Genomic DNA, 14517 nt, shown 5'->3' on the forward strand with positions numbered 1-14517 from the left:
AACCATAGGCGTGTCGCGCAGTTGTAGGCAAGGCCTCTAACTAGAATTCGCGCTCGTGACCAAGCCGTCGCAGGAGCTGCTGCGCTCGATCTCGGACGAGCACGTGCTGCGCTCGTTGATGACCGCGCGCAAGCTGACGCGCGCCGAACTGGCGATCCAGACGGGCCTGTCGAAGCCGACGGTGAGCGAGAGCGTCCGCCGCCTCGTGGAGCAGGGCCTGGTCGCGGACACCGGCGAACGCACGCCGGGCGGGCGCGGCAAGGGCCGGGTCGGCTCGTTTTACGGCCTGGCCGAGGACAGCGGCGTCGCCCTGGTCGTCACGATCGCGCCGGACGGCGTGACGGCCGAGTGCGTCGACGCCTACGGGGACGTCATCAGCCGCACCCACCGCACGATCACCGGCCCGGCCGAGGTCGCCGCCGTGTTGCCGTCGGTGGCCGCGGAAACCGTTGCGGCGCACAACGTCCGGCTCTGCACGGTGAGCGCCGCAGACCCCGTGGACCGGCGCACCGGCCGGCTCGTGCAGCTGCCGGACTCGCCGTTCCTGGTGGGAGACCTCGATCCGGTCGCGGTGCTGGGACCGTTGCTGCACGGACCGGTCGTGGTGGACAACGACGTGAACTGGGCCGCGCAGGCCGAACACGAGGCTCTGGGTGTCGCGGACTTCGCGTACCTGTTCCTGGGCGAGGGCCTGGGTTGTGCCGTCGTCTCCGACGGCGAGGTGCGGCGCGGGCACTCGGGACTCGCCGGCGAGATCTCCCACCTCATCACGGCCGGGCCGACGGGCGCGACGCCGTTCATCGAGGTGTTCGGCGAACTGGGGTTGCGGCAGGACGGCACCACGGCGATCGACGTGGCACGACTGCGCGACGCCGACCCCGCCGTGCTCGCGCGGGCGATCGGCGGGGTCGTCACGGCACTGGTGACGCTGGCCGATCCCGAGGTCGTCGTGATCGGTGGCTCGTGGGGCCCCTCGCTGCTGGACGCGATCACGGCCGAGTGCGCGCGCTCGCCGCGTCCGGTGCCGATCAGGGCCGCCTCGGTGGCGAACCCGTCGCTGACCGGGGCCCGCGCCGCCGCGCTCGACCTGCTGCGGACGGACCTCGTCAGCCGGGCAGGCCCGCGTACTCCTCGATCCGGGTGATCAGGCCGTTCTCGAAGCGGAAGTACACGGCCGCGTCGACCTTGAAGATCCCGCCGTCCTTGGTCTCGACGTTCACGACGTGCTGCTGCAGCACCTCGCCCGGCTGCTCGAACTGCCGCGTGATGTCGTAGCGCATCGACGCGATGGGCTCGATCTGCGCCTCCATGCCGGCGATGTTCTCACCGATCGTGGAGTCACCCTTGCCGTCGTTGTGCCACACCGTGGCCTCGGCCGAGCACATCGCCCTGGCCTCGGTCCACTCGCGGTTCTCCAGGTGGCGGAGGTAGGTGGTGGCCTTGGCTTTGAGGTCGTACACGAGAGCGCGTTCTCCTGCTTCGACTCGCATCGGGAGGTGGTTGCCGGACGGCGCCGTCGGGCACGTGAAGATCGCCGGGGCGATGTGGTGGTGCGACAGCGTCGCCTGGTTGAAGTCGACGGTGAACCTCGTGCCGGGCTCGTGCGGCGGCAGCACGAGCCACCGGCCGATGTCCGGCGTCCCGGTGCCGTTGGTCTCGTCGGTGAAGACGACGAGTCGTTGGCCCGGCATGGTTTCCAGCACCGTGAGCACGTATTCGGTCCCGTTGATCGTGACGGCGAGGTCGACGGGCGCGTGAACGGCTTGCGTGGTGCGCGGAGCAGTCAGATGGTCCACTTCGACGTGGCGGTCCGGCGCCGCGCGGAACTCGCCCTCGAACACCCAGTCCGGGTCGTAGGGGTAGGTGTCGATCCCTTGCAGGCCAGACCGTTCCCACGCCTTCGGGTCCGTGACGACCACCCCGAAGAACCCGTCGGCACCGCCCGCCATCGCCGTCCGCCCGCCGGGAAGGTCAATGGTGCCAACGACTTCCACTCCGTCGTAGGTAAGGGCGCCTTGCTCGGTGACGCGCCACTCCCCCGCCACGCCCGGCAGGCGCGCGGTGCCGGTCACCGTGCCCTTCGCGACGACCTTCGCCTTGTCGGCGATCTCGTTCAGCCTGGCCTCACGCCACTGTTCGTAGGTCATTTCCGGGCCGCCCAGACCGTGCGCTCGGTGCGCAGCGCCAGATCGTCGCGTCGCAACGCGGTTTCGAGTGCTTCGGGGTCTAGCTGCCTGCGCAGAACGATGTGCGCGTAGCGTTCCACGGCGGGCGACCGTTCGATGTGGACGGTGATGGCGCGCTCCGCCTCGACCGCGAACCCGGCCTGCGTGAGCTTCGGTCCCCAGTCCGCACCCCGGTGGGGCAGGCGTTCGTCGTGCCCGTCGGGCGCCTGCTCGGGGAAGAACTGCGGCATGCCGGCGAGCTCGACCACGGCCAGCAAGCCGTTCGGGGCGAGGGTCTTGTAGAGCTGGGCGAGGGTGAGGCCGGGGTCGGCCATGTGGTGCAGGGACGCCGAGGCCCAGATCAGGTCCGGGGTGCCGAGGTCGGGCCACTCGGTGTCGAGGTCGGCCAGCACGGTGTGGACGCGGTCGGCGACGCCTCGTTCACCCGCCTTGGTCCGGAGGCGCTGGAGGTGGTCGAGGGAGGAGTCGACCGCCGTGATGTGGGCTTCGGGGAACTGGGTGAGGAGGGCGAAGGTGCCCGCGCCGGTGCCGGCGCCCAGGTCGACGATGTGGCGGGGGTTGGTGGTGGGGAGCCAGGCGATGATTTCGGCGGTGTGGGTGGTGAGGAGTTCGGCGTCCAGGTCGAGGATTTCGGCCTGGTCGGCCAGGTCGGCTGGGGACAGGTGACCGTGGCCGTGGCCATGTCCGTGGCCGTGTTCGGGGTTGCTGTCATGCGCGGGGTTGTTGTGGTGTGTGTGGTGGCCGCCGTGCGCGTGGCCATGTCCGTGCGTGTGGGCACCGTCTTGCGCGTTGCTGCCGCTGTGCGCGTGGCCGTGCCCGTGCGTGTGGGCACCGTCGTGCGCGGGGCTGCCGCCGTGCGCGTGAGTGCCACCGTGCGCGTGATCGCCGCCGTGCGCGTGATCGCCAGCGTGCGCGAGGCCATCGCCGTGCGCGTGATCGCCAGCGTGCCCGAGACCGTCGCCGTGCGCGTGGGCACCACCGTGCGCGCGACTGTAACCGTGCGCGCCACCGCCGCCATGCCCGTCAGCACGGCCACCGCCATGCCCGAATCCTTGGTCGCTCATGGCACCCAACGTAGGCCCGCCATGCGCCAGATGCACGGCAACTTGCGCGATCGGCAAGACGGTCACTCGCCGGCATGCCAACAGCGCAAGATCAGGCCTTGCGGTCCGCGTTGTGGCCGCGCCGCGCCTCCCGGTCGAAGATCCCGAGGATCTCGCACGGCCCACCCGCGGTGCCGATGGCGTGCGGCAGCATCGTGGGGAACTCGGCCGCCTGGTTCGTCTCCACGCGGAACCGGCGGTTGCCCAGCAACAGCACGGCCACCCCCGACAGCACGACCAGCCACTCGCGGCCCGAGTGCGCGCGCAGCATGGCCGGGTTGTCGGGTGGCGGGCTCGTCATCCGCTGGCGCATGACGGTCATGCCCGGCTCGGCCTTGATCGGCCAGCGCATCGTGCCGTGGGCGCCGTCGAGCATCGGGCTGACGATGACGTCGTCGGTGTCGGTCTCGACCAGCTGGTCCAGCGACGTGTCGAGGGCTCGCGCCAACGTCACCAGCTGGTCCAGGGCCAGGCGGCGCTGGCCGTTCTCGATGCGGCTGAGTGACGACGGGCTGAGGCGGGCACGGCTCGCCAGTTCGTCCAGCGACCAGCCCTGGGCGACGCGGAGGGCGCGGATCCGTTTGCGCACGAGGCCGTCCAGGTCGCCGTCTTCTTGCGTCATGCGCATGATCGTATGCCTCCAAGACAAACCGTGCTTATCGTGGCGGCCATGACGAGAGCAAAAACGCTGGTCGCGGTGTGTGTCGCGCTGATGGCCGTGATCTCCTCGGTGACCGGGCTGAACGTCGCCCAGCCCCATCTCGCGGCCGAGTTCGGCGCTTCGCAGGGCACGGTTCTGTGGATCATCAACGTCTACGTGCTGACGCTGGCCGCCCTCCTCTTGCCGCTCGGGGCGGTCGGGGACCGGTGGGGGCGCAGGCCCGTGCTCCTCGCCGGGCTCGGGGTGTTCGGCGTGGCCAACGTCCTCGCGGGGCTGGCGCCGTCCGTCGAAGTGCTCCTCGCCGCGCGGGTGCTGGCCGGGGTCGGGGCGGCGACGATCATGCCCGTCACGCTCGCCGTGATCACCTCGACGTTCCCGGAGGAGGAACGCGGTCGCGCCATCGGGGTGTGGACCGGGGTCGCGGGTGGTGGCGGGCTGCTGGGGATGTTCCTGTCCGCGCTGCTGGTCGACGTGGCGGACTGGCGGTTCCTGTTCGTGCTGCCGGTCGTGCTCGTGGCCGTCGCGCTCGTCATGGCGGCCGGGCACGTGCCGGACTCGCGGGACGTGCGGCCGTTCGACCTGGGCGGGGCGCTCACCTCGAGCGTCGCGGTGGCCGGGTTGATCTACTTCCTGCACGAGGGCGACCTCGTCGGCCTCGCAGTGGGTGCGGCCGCGGCGGTCGGGTTCGTCGTGTGGGAGCTGAGGCATCGCAGTCCGCTGCTGGACGTCCGGGTGTTCCGCGACCGGCTCGCCACCGGGTCCGTGGTGCTGCTGGTGGTGTTCGGGGTGCAGGCGGGCGTGTCGATCGTGCTGTACCCGTTCTTCCAGACCGTGCTGGGCTGGTCGGGGTTGGTGTCGACGGTCGCGTTGCTGCCGATGGCCGGGCTGATGATGGTCGCGTCCGGCGCCGCCCCCGGGCTCGCCGAACGCGTCGGTGCCCGTGCGACCACGGCGGCGGGGATCGCGTTGTCCGGCATCGGACTGGTGTTGATGGCGTCGCTCGTCACCGACGACTACCTGTCCGTACTGCCCGGCATGATCGCGATGGGGGTCGGAATGGGGCTGTCGATGCCAGGCGCCACCGAGGCGATCACCAGCTCGCTGCCCCGCGAGCAGCAGGGCGTGGCCTCGGCGCTGAACGACGTCACGCGTGAGTTCGGCACTGCGCTGGGGGTCGCCTTGCTCGGGGCGGTGGTGGCGGGTGCCGTGGACTCCGGAGGGTCCTTCGTGGAGGGATGGCGGACCGCCACGTGGACCGGCGCGGCCCTCATGGCGGTCCTGCTGGCCTTCGTCGTCAGGCGTCGATGAGCAGGTCGAGCAGCTTTTGCGGCGGCTCGTCGCCGAACAGGCTCTGCAGCATCTCCTCGGACTCCTCGGCGGTCTCGACCGCGCGCACGAACATCGCCTCCTCGAACGTCGCCAGCGCGGTCTCGACGTCGTCGTGCGAGGCGAGGGCCCGGGCCAGCTCGGCGCCGTCGAGCATGGCCAGGTTGGCGCCTTCACCGTTGGGCGGCATGAGGTGCGCGGCGTCGCCGATCAGCGTGACGCCCGGCACGCGTTCCCAGCGGTGCCCGGAAGGCAGCGTGAAGTGCGGCCGGAACACCGGGGTGGTGTCGGACTCGGTGAGCAACGCGGTCAGCTCGGGCGCCCAGCCCTCGAACTCCGCGGTGATGTGGCTCAGGTCGCCGAACCACTCGACCGGGCGGGTGAACTCCACGTACGCGTGCAGGACGCCGCCCGCCTCCCGGTGCGCGAAGATCCCCTTGCCCTGGCCGGGGGCGAACATCGAGCCGCCGCCGACCGCCTTCGCCACCTCGGGGTGCCGGGTGTCGGCGTCGTGGAGGTACGTCTCGACGAACGACACGCCTGCGTACTCGGGCTTCGCGTCGGAGAGCAGCGGCCGGACGCGCGACCAGGCGCCGTCCGCGCCGACGAGCAGTTCGGCGTCCACAGTGGACCCGTCCGCGAACGTGACCGTCCTGCCGAGGACGCCGGTTACCTTGCACCCCCACCGAACGGTGCCGACGGGCACCGAGTCGAGCAGCATCTGACGCAGGTCGGCGCGCTGGACCTCGGGACGGCCACCCGTGCCGTCGTCGCCCTTCTCGAACAGGACGGCGCCGCCGGAGTCCAGCACCCGCATGGCCTCCCGGCCGGGCAGGACCAGCGCGCCGAACTCCTCCATCAGGCCGGCGGCCTCGACGGCGATCTGCCCGTTGTAGTCGTGGATGTCCAGCATGCCGCCCTGCGAGCGCGCCGTCGGCGACTCCTCCGCCTCGAAGACGGTGGACGGGATGCCGTGGACGTGCAGCACGCGGGCCAGCGTGAGACCGCCGAGTCCGGCGCCGATGATCGTGACGTGCATGAAGTGCTCCCCTGGGGATCGAGCCGCCTCCCTGACGGCACGACCAGGTTCACCCAGCTCGCTGGTACGGCCCGCACACGTCACTGACAGGGACTGGCAACCGCTGTCACCACTCGGCGAACGACCCGTCGTCGTGCCGCCAGATCGGCGAGCGCCACGCGTGCCCGGTCTCGGCCGCGCGCCGCACCGCCGCCTCGTCGACCTCGACGCCCAGTCCGGGGCCGGTCGGGCGCGCGATCCAGCCGTCCACGACCCGCACCGGTGCCATGTCGACCAGGTACGCCGGGTCGGTGCCGTTGTAGTGCATGCCCGCGCTCTGCTCCTGGATCAGGAAGTTCGGTGTGGTGAACGCGACCTGCAGCGACGCCGCCAACGAGAGCGGCCCGAGTGGGCAGTGCGGCGCGATCGACGCCCCGTACACCTCGGCCAGCGACCCGATCCGGCGCAGCTCCGAGATGCCGCCGGCGTGCGACGGGTCGGGCTGCACGACGGCGACGCCGGCGTCCAGCACCGGTTTGAACTCCCAGCGCGAGAACAGCCGCTCCCCCGTCGCGATCGGCACGGTCGACGCCTGCACGACCGACGCCAGCACCTCGTGCGGGAGTTCGGGCAACACCGGTTCCTCGACGAACATCGGCTGCACTTCTTCGAGCATCCGCACGAGCCTGCGCGCCATGGCGGGCGAGACCCGGCCGTGGAAGTCGATCGCGAGATCTCCCTGCGGGCCAAGGGCTTCCCGCGCCTCACGGGCACGAGCGAGCACCGCGACGGTGTCGGCGGGTGAGGCGATCGGGCGCATCTCCGCCGTGGCGTTCATCTTCACGGCGCTGAAGCCCGCCGCGACCTGCCGCGACACCGCCTCGAACACGCCGTCGGGGCGGTCGCCGCCCACCCACGAGTACGCGCGCACGCGGTCGCGGACGGGGCCGCCGAGCAGTTCGTGGACCGGCAGCCCGCGTGCTTTGCCCGCGATGTCCCACATCGCGTGGTCGTAGCCCGACAAGGCGGACGACAGCACCGGGCCGCCGCGGTAGAAACCGCCGCGCCGCAGGACCTGCCACAGGTCCTCGACGCGCAGCGGGTCCTGGCCGATCACCAGCTCGGACAGTTCGTGGACGGCCGCGCGGACCGTCTCGGCCCTGCCCTCCACGACCGGCTCGCCCCAGCCGCTCACCCCCTCGTCGGTGCTCACCTTGAGGAACAGCCAGCGGGGCTCGACCAGGAACGTCTCGACCGCCGTCACCTTCATGAGGAGTCCTTCGCCGCGGACCAGCCGCCGTCGACCAGAAGCTCCGCGCCCGTCACGAACGACGCCGCCGGAGACAGGAGGAAACCGATCACCGAGGCCACCTCGGCCGGGTCGCCGAGGCGTCCGGCCGGGGTGGCTCGGGCACTGCGTTCCCGGTCCTCGGGAGAAACCCGGTCCCACGCCGCCGTCAGCACGGGACCGGGCAGCACCGCGTTGACCCGGACGTCGGGCGCGTACTCGACGGCGAGCTGGCGGGTCAGCGCCACCAGCCCGCCCTTCGAGGCCGCGTAGGCGCCGTGCCCGGGGATGCCGAAGTGCGCGTGCACGGACGAGACCAGCACGACCGAGCCGCGACGTGCACGCAACGACGGCAAGAGGGTTCTCAGGCCGTGGAACGCGCCGCCGAGGTTGACCGCGAGCTGACGTTCCCACTCGTCCGGTGTCGTCTCGTCCAACGGCTTGACCGCGACCGTGAAAGCGTTGCTCACCAACGCGTCCACGGCGCCGTCGCACAGGTCGAGCGCTCGCCGCCAGGTCTCCGGGTCGCTGACGTCCCCCCGCACGGCCACGTCACCACGCAGGTCGACGCCGACGACCCGGTACCCGTCCTCCGCCAGGTACTTCGCCGTCGCGGCACCGATTCCGGCGCCCGCACCCGACACCACCGCGCACTTCATGCACGTTCTCCTAGAGCTTCTGCCGGTAGACCTTGTTGTCGGGACCGCGCACGACCGTCCACGCGGAGCCGTCCGGACCAGCAGTAGCACCGACGGCGCCGACGAGCGAGTTGCTCGGGAACTCCGGCCGGTGGAACCAGCCGCCCCAGACCCCGCCGGACGCGTTGATCTGCCACAGCGTGTAGTCGCCTGCCCGCGCGAACAGGTAGATCCGGTCCTGGAACTCGACCAGGGTCGGACTGCCGGAGATCACGCCTCCGAGTGACGTCCACTCGCCGCCCGCGACGGGGCGCACCCACACGGCGTCGGCGGCGGTCCGCACGGCCACCTGGCCGCCGGCGATGCTGGGCCTGCCGTAGATCGGGGCGTCACCCGGTGCGCCGAGCGAGGTCCAGGTGCCGTCGTAGGACCAGACCCGGCCGTCCTCACCCCGGGCGACGACCGTGCCGTCCGCTGCGACCGAGGGCGCGTCGGTGAGCTTGCCGCCCAACGACTTCCACGGGCCCCAGCGTCCGTTGTGGAGTGTCCGCTGCCAGGCGCGGTCGTCGTTGCCGCGCACCGTCACCTCGACGTCCGTGCCGGTGGTGCGGACCGCGGGCTGGCCCTGGATCGTCTTGCCGAGGCCCGACCACCTGCCGTCACGAAGCACGCGGAGCTCGCCACCCGTGCCGCGGCTGAACACCAGGGCTTCGTCGCCGACCCGGGCGATCGCGGGCGACGCAGTGGCGTCGGAACCGACCGCCTCACCGGGCACGAGGTCGGTGCCGCGCAACTTGAGCATCGCGGTGCCGTGCGGAGGAACCGTCACAGTGTACCTGCCCGTGGCCGTGCCCCGATCGGCGCGAGCGCGCAGGTCGCGCACGGAGACCGTGCCCTTCAGGCCCGCCGCGGCGAAGTCCACCGTCATCTCGGCGGGGACGTCGCGGCGGTTGAGCAGCACGACCGAGCGCTCTCCCCTGTGGGACAACACCTTGCTGTAGACGTCGGTGTCGCCGGTCGTGGCGACCCGGACGCCCTGGATCGCCAGCGGGTCCTGGTCGACCGCGAGGATCTCCGGGTTCTTGAGCGTGCTGACCATCGACGGCGGCAGCGTGCGCGGGTCCGAGCCGATGATCAGCGGCGAGGACATCTGCGCCCACATCACGAACTGCGAGGTCGACTCCTCCTCGTTGAGCTCGTAGGTGCCCTGCTGCGTCTTGCGCATGGGGATCAGGTAGTCGGGGTCGTTGTAGTGGCCGGGTCCGTTCGCCTCGGGGTGCGCGGCGTTGCGGTCCATGTTGCGCAGCACGTCGCGCCAGATGCCCTCGTACGGCGTGCCGAACGCGATGTCCGTGGAGGTGCGCCACGAGTCGCCGTGCAGCGGCCCGAACGTGTAGGAGATGTCAGCGGTCTGGTCCGGCGTGTGCGGGACGCCCCACTCGCTGGTGACCGGGTTGCAGATGTTGAGGATCATCGGCCGTCCGGCCTTCTTCACCGCCTTGCTGAAGTCCGCGTACGCCTGCGCGGGCTTGAGGTTCGCCGCGATGCCGCACAGGAAGTCGACCTTGACCGCGTCGAACTTCCACTCGGCGAACCGCTTCGTGTCCTTCTCGTAGAACCCGCCACCGCTGCCGGCCGCGCAGTTCTTGCCGTCGGAAGGACCCGCGTCGGTGTAGATGCCCGCCTTGAAGCCTTGGGCGTGCAGGTCGCCGACGAGCTTCTTGATGCCGCTGGGGAACTTCGCGGGGTCCTCCTGGAGGTCGCCCTGCGCGGTGCGCGGGGTCGGGGCGGTCCAACCGCCGTCGATCCACAGCAACCGGTACCCGGCGTCGCGCATCCCGCTGCTCACCAGGAAGTCGGCGATGCTCCGGATCTCCTTCTCGCTCGGCGCACCGAGCCCGTAATACGTGTTCCAGCCCATGTACGGGGTCTTGGCAACACCACTGTCGTAGTAGGTGGGCGCTCCCTGGTCGTCACCTGCGTATGCGGGTGTCGCCACCAAGGACATCAAGGCGATGACCAACGCGACTCTGCGAACGGACATGCCGTGAGCCTCCCCGTGCTCGTCGGCAGTGTCAAGAATAATTCCTAATTTATGTGTAGTAGGCTGGCAGGCGTGAGCTACCGGTACGAGATCACCCAGGCAGTCGTGCGGCAGGGCATCATCGCGATCGTGCGCACCGCGTCCGCCGACTCCGCCGTCCAGGCCGCCGTTCCGTTGCTGGACGCGGGCATCACGTCCCTCGAGCTGCCCCTGACCAACCCCGGTGCACTGGACGCGATCCGGCACCTGCGGGCGCACTACCCCGCCGCCACGATCGGCGCCGGGTCCGTGCTGGACGAGGCGTCCGCGGTGGCCGCGGTGCGGGCCGGGGCGCAGTTCCTGGTGGCGCCGAACCTTCAGGAGTCCGTGATCCGGGCCGGGCACCGGTACGGTGCCGCGGTGCTGCCCGGGGCCGGCTCGGTGTCCGAGGTCGTGCAGGCGCTGGAGGCCGGGGCGGACGCGGTGAAGGTGTTCCCCGCGCCGACGCCGCAGTGGGTGAAGGACGTGCTCGCGGTGCTGCCGTACGCGCCCCTGGTGCCCACTGGTGGCGTTGCTCCGGCCGATGTTCCGGCCTGGCTGGAGGCCGGGGCGGTGGCGTGCGGGGTCGGGTCGGCCCTCGCCCGCACGCCGATCGAGGAGATCAAGGCGCTCATCCGCTCCTGAGCACCACCACGTCGGCGTCGTTCGTGGCGGTCCACCCGAACGGCAGCCCGACGTGGGTCAGGTGCGCCGCCGAGTACACCTGACCCTGCTCGTCCACATAGGACTCCGCGGTCAGCCCGCGCAGCTTCACCCGGGACGACTGCCCGGGCACGACCGGCACACCGGTCAGCGAACCGGTGTTCCAGGCCAGCACGACAACCCGACCGTCACCGCAGTACTGGATGGCGTCCTCCCCGAGCAGGTGCGCCTCACCGCCGTGGACGACGTCCCGGATCTCCTTGTACCGGGCGATCAGCCCGGCGGCCTCGGCACGGTCCTCCGGCGACCACTCCCGCACGTCCGCACCGATGCCCAGCACACCGGCCATCGCGAGCACGAACCGGAACTTCAGCGAACGCGGCCGTGCGTCGAACACGCCCGGCGCGTCCGTCACCCACGACGACATCAGGTGTGGTGCATGCATGTGCAGAAAGCCATGCTGGATCTTCAGGCGGTCCAAAGGTGCCGTGTTGTCGCTGGGCCACACGACGTCCACGCGACCGGTCGTGGCGAGGTCCGTGCGGCCGCCGCCGCCCGCGCAGCCCTCGACCAGCACGTGCGGGTGCTTCGAGCGCAGGTGGTCGAGCACGCGCCAGTAGTTGCGGACGTGCGCGCCGTCCAACTCAGGGGCGCGTTCGGTGGCGGGGCGGTTCATGTCCCACTTCAGGTAGTCGATGCGGAACTCGGTCAGCAACCTGTCCAAAGTGGAGACCACGAACTCGTACACCTCCGGCAGACCCAGGTTCAGCAGCATCTGGTTGCGGATCAGCGTGGGCTCGCGGCCGGGAAGCCGGTACACCCAGTCGGGGTGGTCGGCGTAGAGCTGCGACTTCGGGCTGACGGCCTCGGGCTCGACCCACAGGCCGAACTCGAGGCCCATCGCGCGCACGTCCTCGATGAACGCGCCGAAGTCCGGTGATTCCGGGTGCCAGTCGCCGAGGCCGCCTGTGTCGTCGTGGCGGCCGGTGAACCAGCCGTCGTCCACCACGAACAGCTCGGCGCCCAGGTCGGCGGCGATGCGGGCGAGATCGCGCTGCTCGTCCAGGTCGACCTCGAAGCCCGTGGCCTCCCAGGAGTTGTAGAGCACCGGCTTGCGGGTCAGCCGGGAACGCGAGCGGTCGTAGGCGTGCCAGACGCGGGGCAGGTCGTCCGAGCAGGCGAGCGCCAGTTCAGGCGTCGTGAAGGTCTCCCCCGGTGCCACGTCGACCGGGCCGAGCATCCCGGCGCGCACGCGGGTGAGGCCGGACGGTTCCACCTCGGCCGTGATCTCCCAGGAACCGCTCCACGCCAGGGACACGCCCCACGTGTCGTCCACGGACAGCCAGGGCGCGTAGTTGTGCCCGGGAACGCCGTAGGAACTGCCGATGCGGAACCCGCCCGCCGGGAGGGTCACGTGGTCCAGCTGGAACTCGCGCGACCACTCCCCGTGCAGGAACGACAGCGTCGGCCGCCGCACCGGCAGGCACACGCCGGCCGAGCCGATCCTGGTGAGCCGGACCGGTTCGCCTCGCGTGTTCGTCACCTCGACCCAGCGGGCCAGCACGTCGACGCCCGGCTCGGGGCGGTAGCACAGGACGGTCCGCAGACCCGCGACCTCGTCCGCGAACGCCAGCCTCAGCACGCCATCTACCTCCGAGGCTCCCTCGAAGGTGGGCCACGAGTCGCCGTCCACCTCCAGGTCGGCGCCCGTGAACGGGCGCCGGCCGCGCGGCGCGTACTCGACGGGGGCCGCGTCGGCCTCGGTGATGAAGTGGATGTCGCCGAGGTTCGCGTAGGCGGACGGGCCCTGCTCGACGCCGTGCGGGCCCCAGGCCACGAGCTCGGCCCAGCGGCCGCCCGGTTCGACGGCCACCGTGTACGAGGTCGTGGCCATCCGCAGCGTCCACCGGTTCATTTCACCGCTCCCACCGCGAGTCCGGAGATGAAGTGCCGCTGGAACCGCAGGAACACCGCCACGGTCGGGATCGCCGCGATCACCGACCCCGCCGCGATCACGTTCCAGTTCGACACGTACTGGCCCTGCAACGCCAGCAGCGCCGGGGTCACCGGCATGACCGAGGAAGACCGCAGCACGGTGATCGCCCACAGCAGGTCGTTGAAGATCCAGGTGAACGCCAGGGCCGCAAGCGCCGCCAGGGCGGGCCTCGTCATCGGCAGCACGATCCGCCAGAAGATCTGCACGGGCCCGGCACCGTCGATGGTGGCGGCCTCCTGCACCTCGTTCGGCATCGCGCGCATGAAACCCTGCAGCACGAACGTGTAGAAGCCCAGCCCGAAGCCGACCTGGACGACGACCAGCGCGAACAGCGTGTCGTAGATGCCGAGCAGCTCGGTCAGCTTCGACACCGGCACGAGCAGGACCTGCGGGGGCAACAGGTTGCCCGCGAGCATCAGCAGGATGATCGTGCGCCGGCCCGGGATCGCGAAGCGGCTCAACGCGTAGGCGGCCGCCGAGCTCAGCGCGAGCGAGAGGAACACCGTCGGCACGGTGACCAGCACGCTGTTCCACATCGCGCCCGAGCCGCCGTTGGTCCACGCGTCGGCGAACCCGGCGAGGGTGAACGACCGCGGGAACGACGCGAGCCCGTTGGCGGCGATGTCGTCGAAGCCGCGCACCGCGGTGACGAGCACGGCCGCGATCGGCAGCAGCCAGAGCACGGAGATCGTGCCCGCCACGGCGTGGAAGACGCGGCCAGAAGTGCGGCTGGACATCTCAGTTCTCCCGGAACGCGCGGACGAGGTAGGTCACGATCACGCCGAACGCCAGCACGAAGATGACGACGGCCAGCGCCGAGGCGTAGCCGAGCTTCAGCGACTGGAAGGCGGTCGAGTACATGTACGTGCTGAGCAGCTCGGACGAGTGGTAGGGCCCGCCGCGCGTCATCGACCACACCACGTCGAACGACCGCAGCGAGTCGATCACGATCACCGACAGCACCACCGAGTTGACCGAGCCGAGCTGCGGCCAGGTGATGTGCCGGAACCTCTCCCAGGCGGTGGCACCGTCCAAAGTGGCCGCTTCGTACAGACCGGGGTCGATGCCCTTCAGCCCGGCCAGGTAGAGCACCATCACGTACCCGACCTGCCGCCACAGCGCCGGCACCAGCACCGCGTAGATCGCGGTGTCCGGGTCGGCCAGCGGGCTGCTGTCGAAGATCCCGCCCGGCTGGTAGAGCACCTGCCAGATCAGCGAGGTGGCGACCAGCGAGAACACGACGGGCACGAACAGCGCGGCGCGGTAGACGCCGACGCCACGTCGTTCCTTCTGCAGCAGCACGGCCAGGCCGAGGCCGCCCACCGCGGACAGCCCGCCGAAGAGCACGAGCCAGATCGCGGTGTTCGTGGCGGCGGTGTGGAAGACCGGGTCGTCGAGCATCCTGGCGTAGTTGCCGAGCCCGACGAACCGGGGCGGCGAGACACCGTCCCAGTTCGTCAGCGCGAGCCAGAAACCCTGCAGAGCGGGCCAGAAGACCCAGAAGCCCTCCACCGCCAGCGGGACGAGCACGAACAGCAGCAGGATCGGAGGGACCCTGGTGGAGCTCCTGGTCATG

General features: G+C 70.8%; 13 protein-coding genes. 3 read left to right on the plus strand and 10 right to left on the minus strand.

Going from position 1 to position 14517, the window contains the following annotated elements; all coding sequences use genetic code 11:
- Positions 1–55 precede the first annotated feature (55 nt).
- Positions 56–1144: an ROK family transcriptional regulator gene (locus BMY74_RS06100; protein WP_245785928.1), complete on the plus strand. Its 1089-nt coding sequence runs from the start codon at positions 56–58 to the stop codon at positions 1142–1144.
- Here BMY74_RS06100 and BMY74_RS44825 read toward each other — a convergent pair.
- Genes BMY74_RS44825 through BMY74_RS06115 form a run of 3 tightly spaced genes read right to left on the minus strand, consistent with a single transcriptional unit; the run spans position 1107 to position 3911 of the window.
- Positions 1107–2147, minus strand: a complete 1041-nt coding sequence (locus BMY74_RS44825) for a DUF1684 domain-containing protein (protein ID WP_177229601.1) — start codon at positions 2145–2147, stop codon at positions 1107–1109. The two genes, BMY74_RS06100 and BMY74_RS44825, sit on opposite strands and share 38 nt — an antisense overlap.
- Positions 2144–3316 carry a class I SAM-dependent methyltransferase gene (locus BMY74_RS44830; RefSeq protein ID WP_245785929.1) on the minus strand — a complete coding sequence of 391 codons (1173 nt, stop codon included), beginning with the start codon at positions 3314–3316 and terminating at the stop codon, positions 2144–2146. Before BMY74_RS44830 ends, BMY74_RS44825 begins: the two co-directional genes overlap by 4 nt.
- Before the next feature lie 25 nt (positions 3317–3341).
- On the minus strand, positions 3342–3911 hold the full coding sequence (locus BMY74_RS06115; protein ID WP_177229602.1) for a helix-turn-helix transcriptional regulator: 570 nt from the start codon (positions 3909–3911) through the stop codon (positions 3342–3344).
- Positions 3912–3959: 48 nt separating this feature from the next.
- Here BMY74_RS06115 and BMY74_RS06120 point away from each other — a divergent pair, with 48 nt between their 5' ends.
- Positions 3960–5258 carry an MFS transporter gene (locus BMY74_RS06120; RefSeq protein ID WP_245785930.1) on the plus strand — a complete coding sequence of 433 codons (1299 nt, stop codon included), beginning with the start codon at positions 3960–3962 and terminating at the stop codon, positions 5256–5258.
- Here the strand turns inward: BMY74_RS06120 and BMY74_RS06125 are convergent.
- The 4 genes from BMY74_RS06125 to BMY74_RS06140 form a co-directional block, all read right to left on the minus strand.
- The gene (locus BMY74_RS06125) at positions 5245–6315 is read right to left on the minus strand and encodes an FAD-dependent oxidoreductase (protein WP_089910945.1); all 1071 of its coding nucleotides are present in this window, start codon (positions 6313–6315) and stop codon (positions 5245–5247) included. The genes BMY74_RS06120 and BMY74_RS06125 overlap by 14 nt on opposite strands.
- Positions 6316–6421: 106 nt before the next feature.
- On the minus strand, positions 6422–7564 hold the full coding sequence (dgoD, locus tag BMY74_RS06130; protein ID WP_089910948.1) for a galactonate dehydratase: 1143 nt from the start codon (positions 7562–7564) through the stop codon (positions 6422–6424).
- Positions 7561–8241, minus strand: a complete 681-nt coding sequence (locus BMY74_RS06135) for an SDR family NAD(P)-dependent oxidoreductase (RefSeq protein WP_089910951.1) — start codon at positions 8239–8241, stop codon at positions 7561–7563. The genes dgoD and BMY74_RS06135 overlap by 4 nt, the downstream gene beginning before the upstream one ends.
- 10 nt (positions 8242–8251) lie before the next feature.
- Positions 8252–10264: a DUF8189 domain-containing protein gene (locus tag BMY74_RS06140; protein WP_089910956.1), complete on the minus strand. Its 2013-nt coding sequence runs from the start codon at positions 10262–10264 to the stop codon at positions 8252–8254.
- A gap of 72 nt (positions 10265–10336) precedes the next feature.
- Between BMY74_RS06140 and BMY74_RS06145 the strand changes: the two genes are divergently transcribed.
- On the plus strand, positions 10337–10927 hold the full coding sequence (locus BMY74_RS06145) for a bifunctional 4-hydroxy-2-oxoglutarate aldolase/2-dehydro-3-deoxy-phosphogluconate aldolase (RefSeq protein ID WP_089910959.1): 591 nt from the start codon (positions 10337–10339) through the stop codon (positions 10925–10927).
- On the opposite strand, the gene BMY74_RS06150 is transcribed toward BMY74_RS06145, so the two are convergent.
- Genes BMY74_RS06150 through BMY74_RS06160 form a run of 3 tightly spaced genes read right to left on the minus strand, consistent with a single transcriptional unit; the run spans position 10914 to position 14516 of the window.
- Entirely contained in the window at positions 10914–12860 is a 1947-nt protein-coding gene (locus BMY74_RS06150; protein WP_089910962.1) for an alpha-galactosidase, read from the minus strand. The genes BMY74_RS06145 and BMY74_RS06150 overlap by 14 nt on opposite strands.
- Positions 12857–13678, minus strand: a complete 822-nt coding sequence (locus tag BMY74_RS06155; protein WP_089910966.1) for a carbohydrate ABC transporter permease — start codon at positions 13676–13678, stop codon at positions 12857–12859. The genes BMY74_RS06150 and BMY74_RS06155 overlap by 4 nt, the downstream gene beginning before the upstream one ends.
- 1 nt (position 13679) lies before the next feature.
- Entirely contained in the window at positions 13680–14516 is an 837-nt protein-coding gene (locus tag BMY74_RS06160; RefSeq protein ID WP_089910969.1) for a carbohydrate ABC transporter permease, read from the minus strand.
- Between the last annotated feature and the right edge of the window lies 1 nt (position 14517).

The sequence above is a fragment of the Lentzea albida genome, from assembly GCF_900111005.1.
Taxonomy (GTDB): domain Bacteria; phylum Actinomycetota; class Actinomycetes; order Mycobacteriales; family Pseudonocardiaceae; genus Lentzea; species Lentzea albida.

Coding starts and splice junctions, on each gene's coding strand:
- BMY74_RS06140 (WP_089910956.1), bottom strand. CDS start 10,264: ATGTCCGTTCGCAGAGTCGCGTTGGTCATCGCCTTGATGTCCTTGGTG.
- BMY74_RS06125 (WP_089910945.1), bottom strand. CDS start 6,315: ATGCACGTCACGATCATCGGCGCCGGACTCGGCGGTCTCACGCTGGCC.
- BMY74_RS06160 (WP_089910969.1), bottom strand. CDS start 14,516: ATGACCAGGAGCTCCACCAGGGTCCCTCCGATCCTGCTGCTGTTCGTG.
- BMY74_RS06150 (WP_089910962.1), bottom strand. CDS start 12,860: ATGAACCGGTGGACGCTGCGGATGGCCACGACCTCGTACACGGTGGCC.
- dgoD (WP_089910948.1), bottom strand. CDS start 7,564: ATGAAGGTGACGGCGGTCGAGACGTTCCTGGTCGAGCCCCGCTGGCTG.
- BMY74_RS44825 (WP_177229601.1), bottom strand. CDS start 2,147: ATGACCTACGAACAGTGGCGTGAGGCCAGGCTGAACGAGATCGCCGAC.
- BMY74_RS06135 (WP_089910951.1), bottom strand. CDS start 8,241: ATGAAGTGCGCGGTGGTGTCGGGTGCGGGCGCCGGAATCGGTGCCGCG.
- BMY74_RS06120 (WP_245785930.1), top strand. CDS start 3,960: ATGACGAGAGCAAAAACGCTGGTCGCGGTGTGTGTCGCGCTGATGGCC.
- BMY74_RS06155 (WP_089910966.1), bottom strand. CDS start 13,678: ATGTCCAGCCGCACTTCTGGCCGCGTCTTCCACGCCGTGGCGGGCACG.
- BMY74_RS06115 (WP_177229602.1), bottom strand. CDS start 3,911: ATGACGCAAGAAGACGGCGACCTGGACGGCCTCGTGCGCAAACGGATC.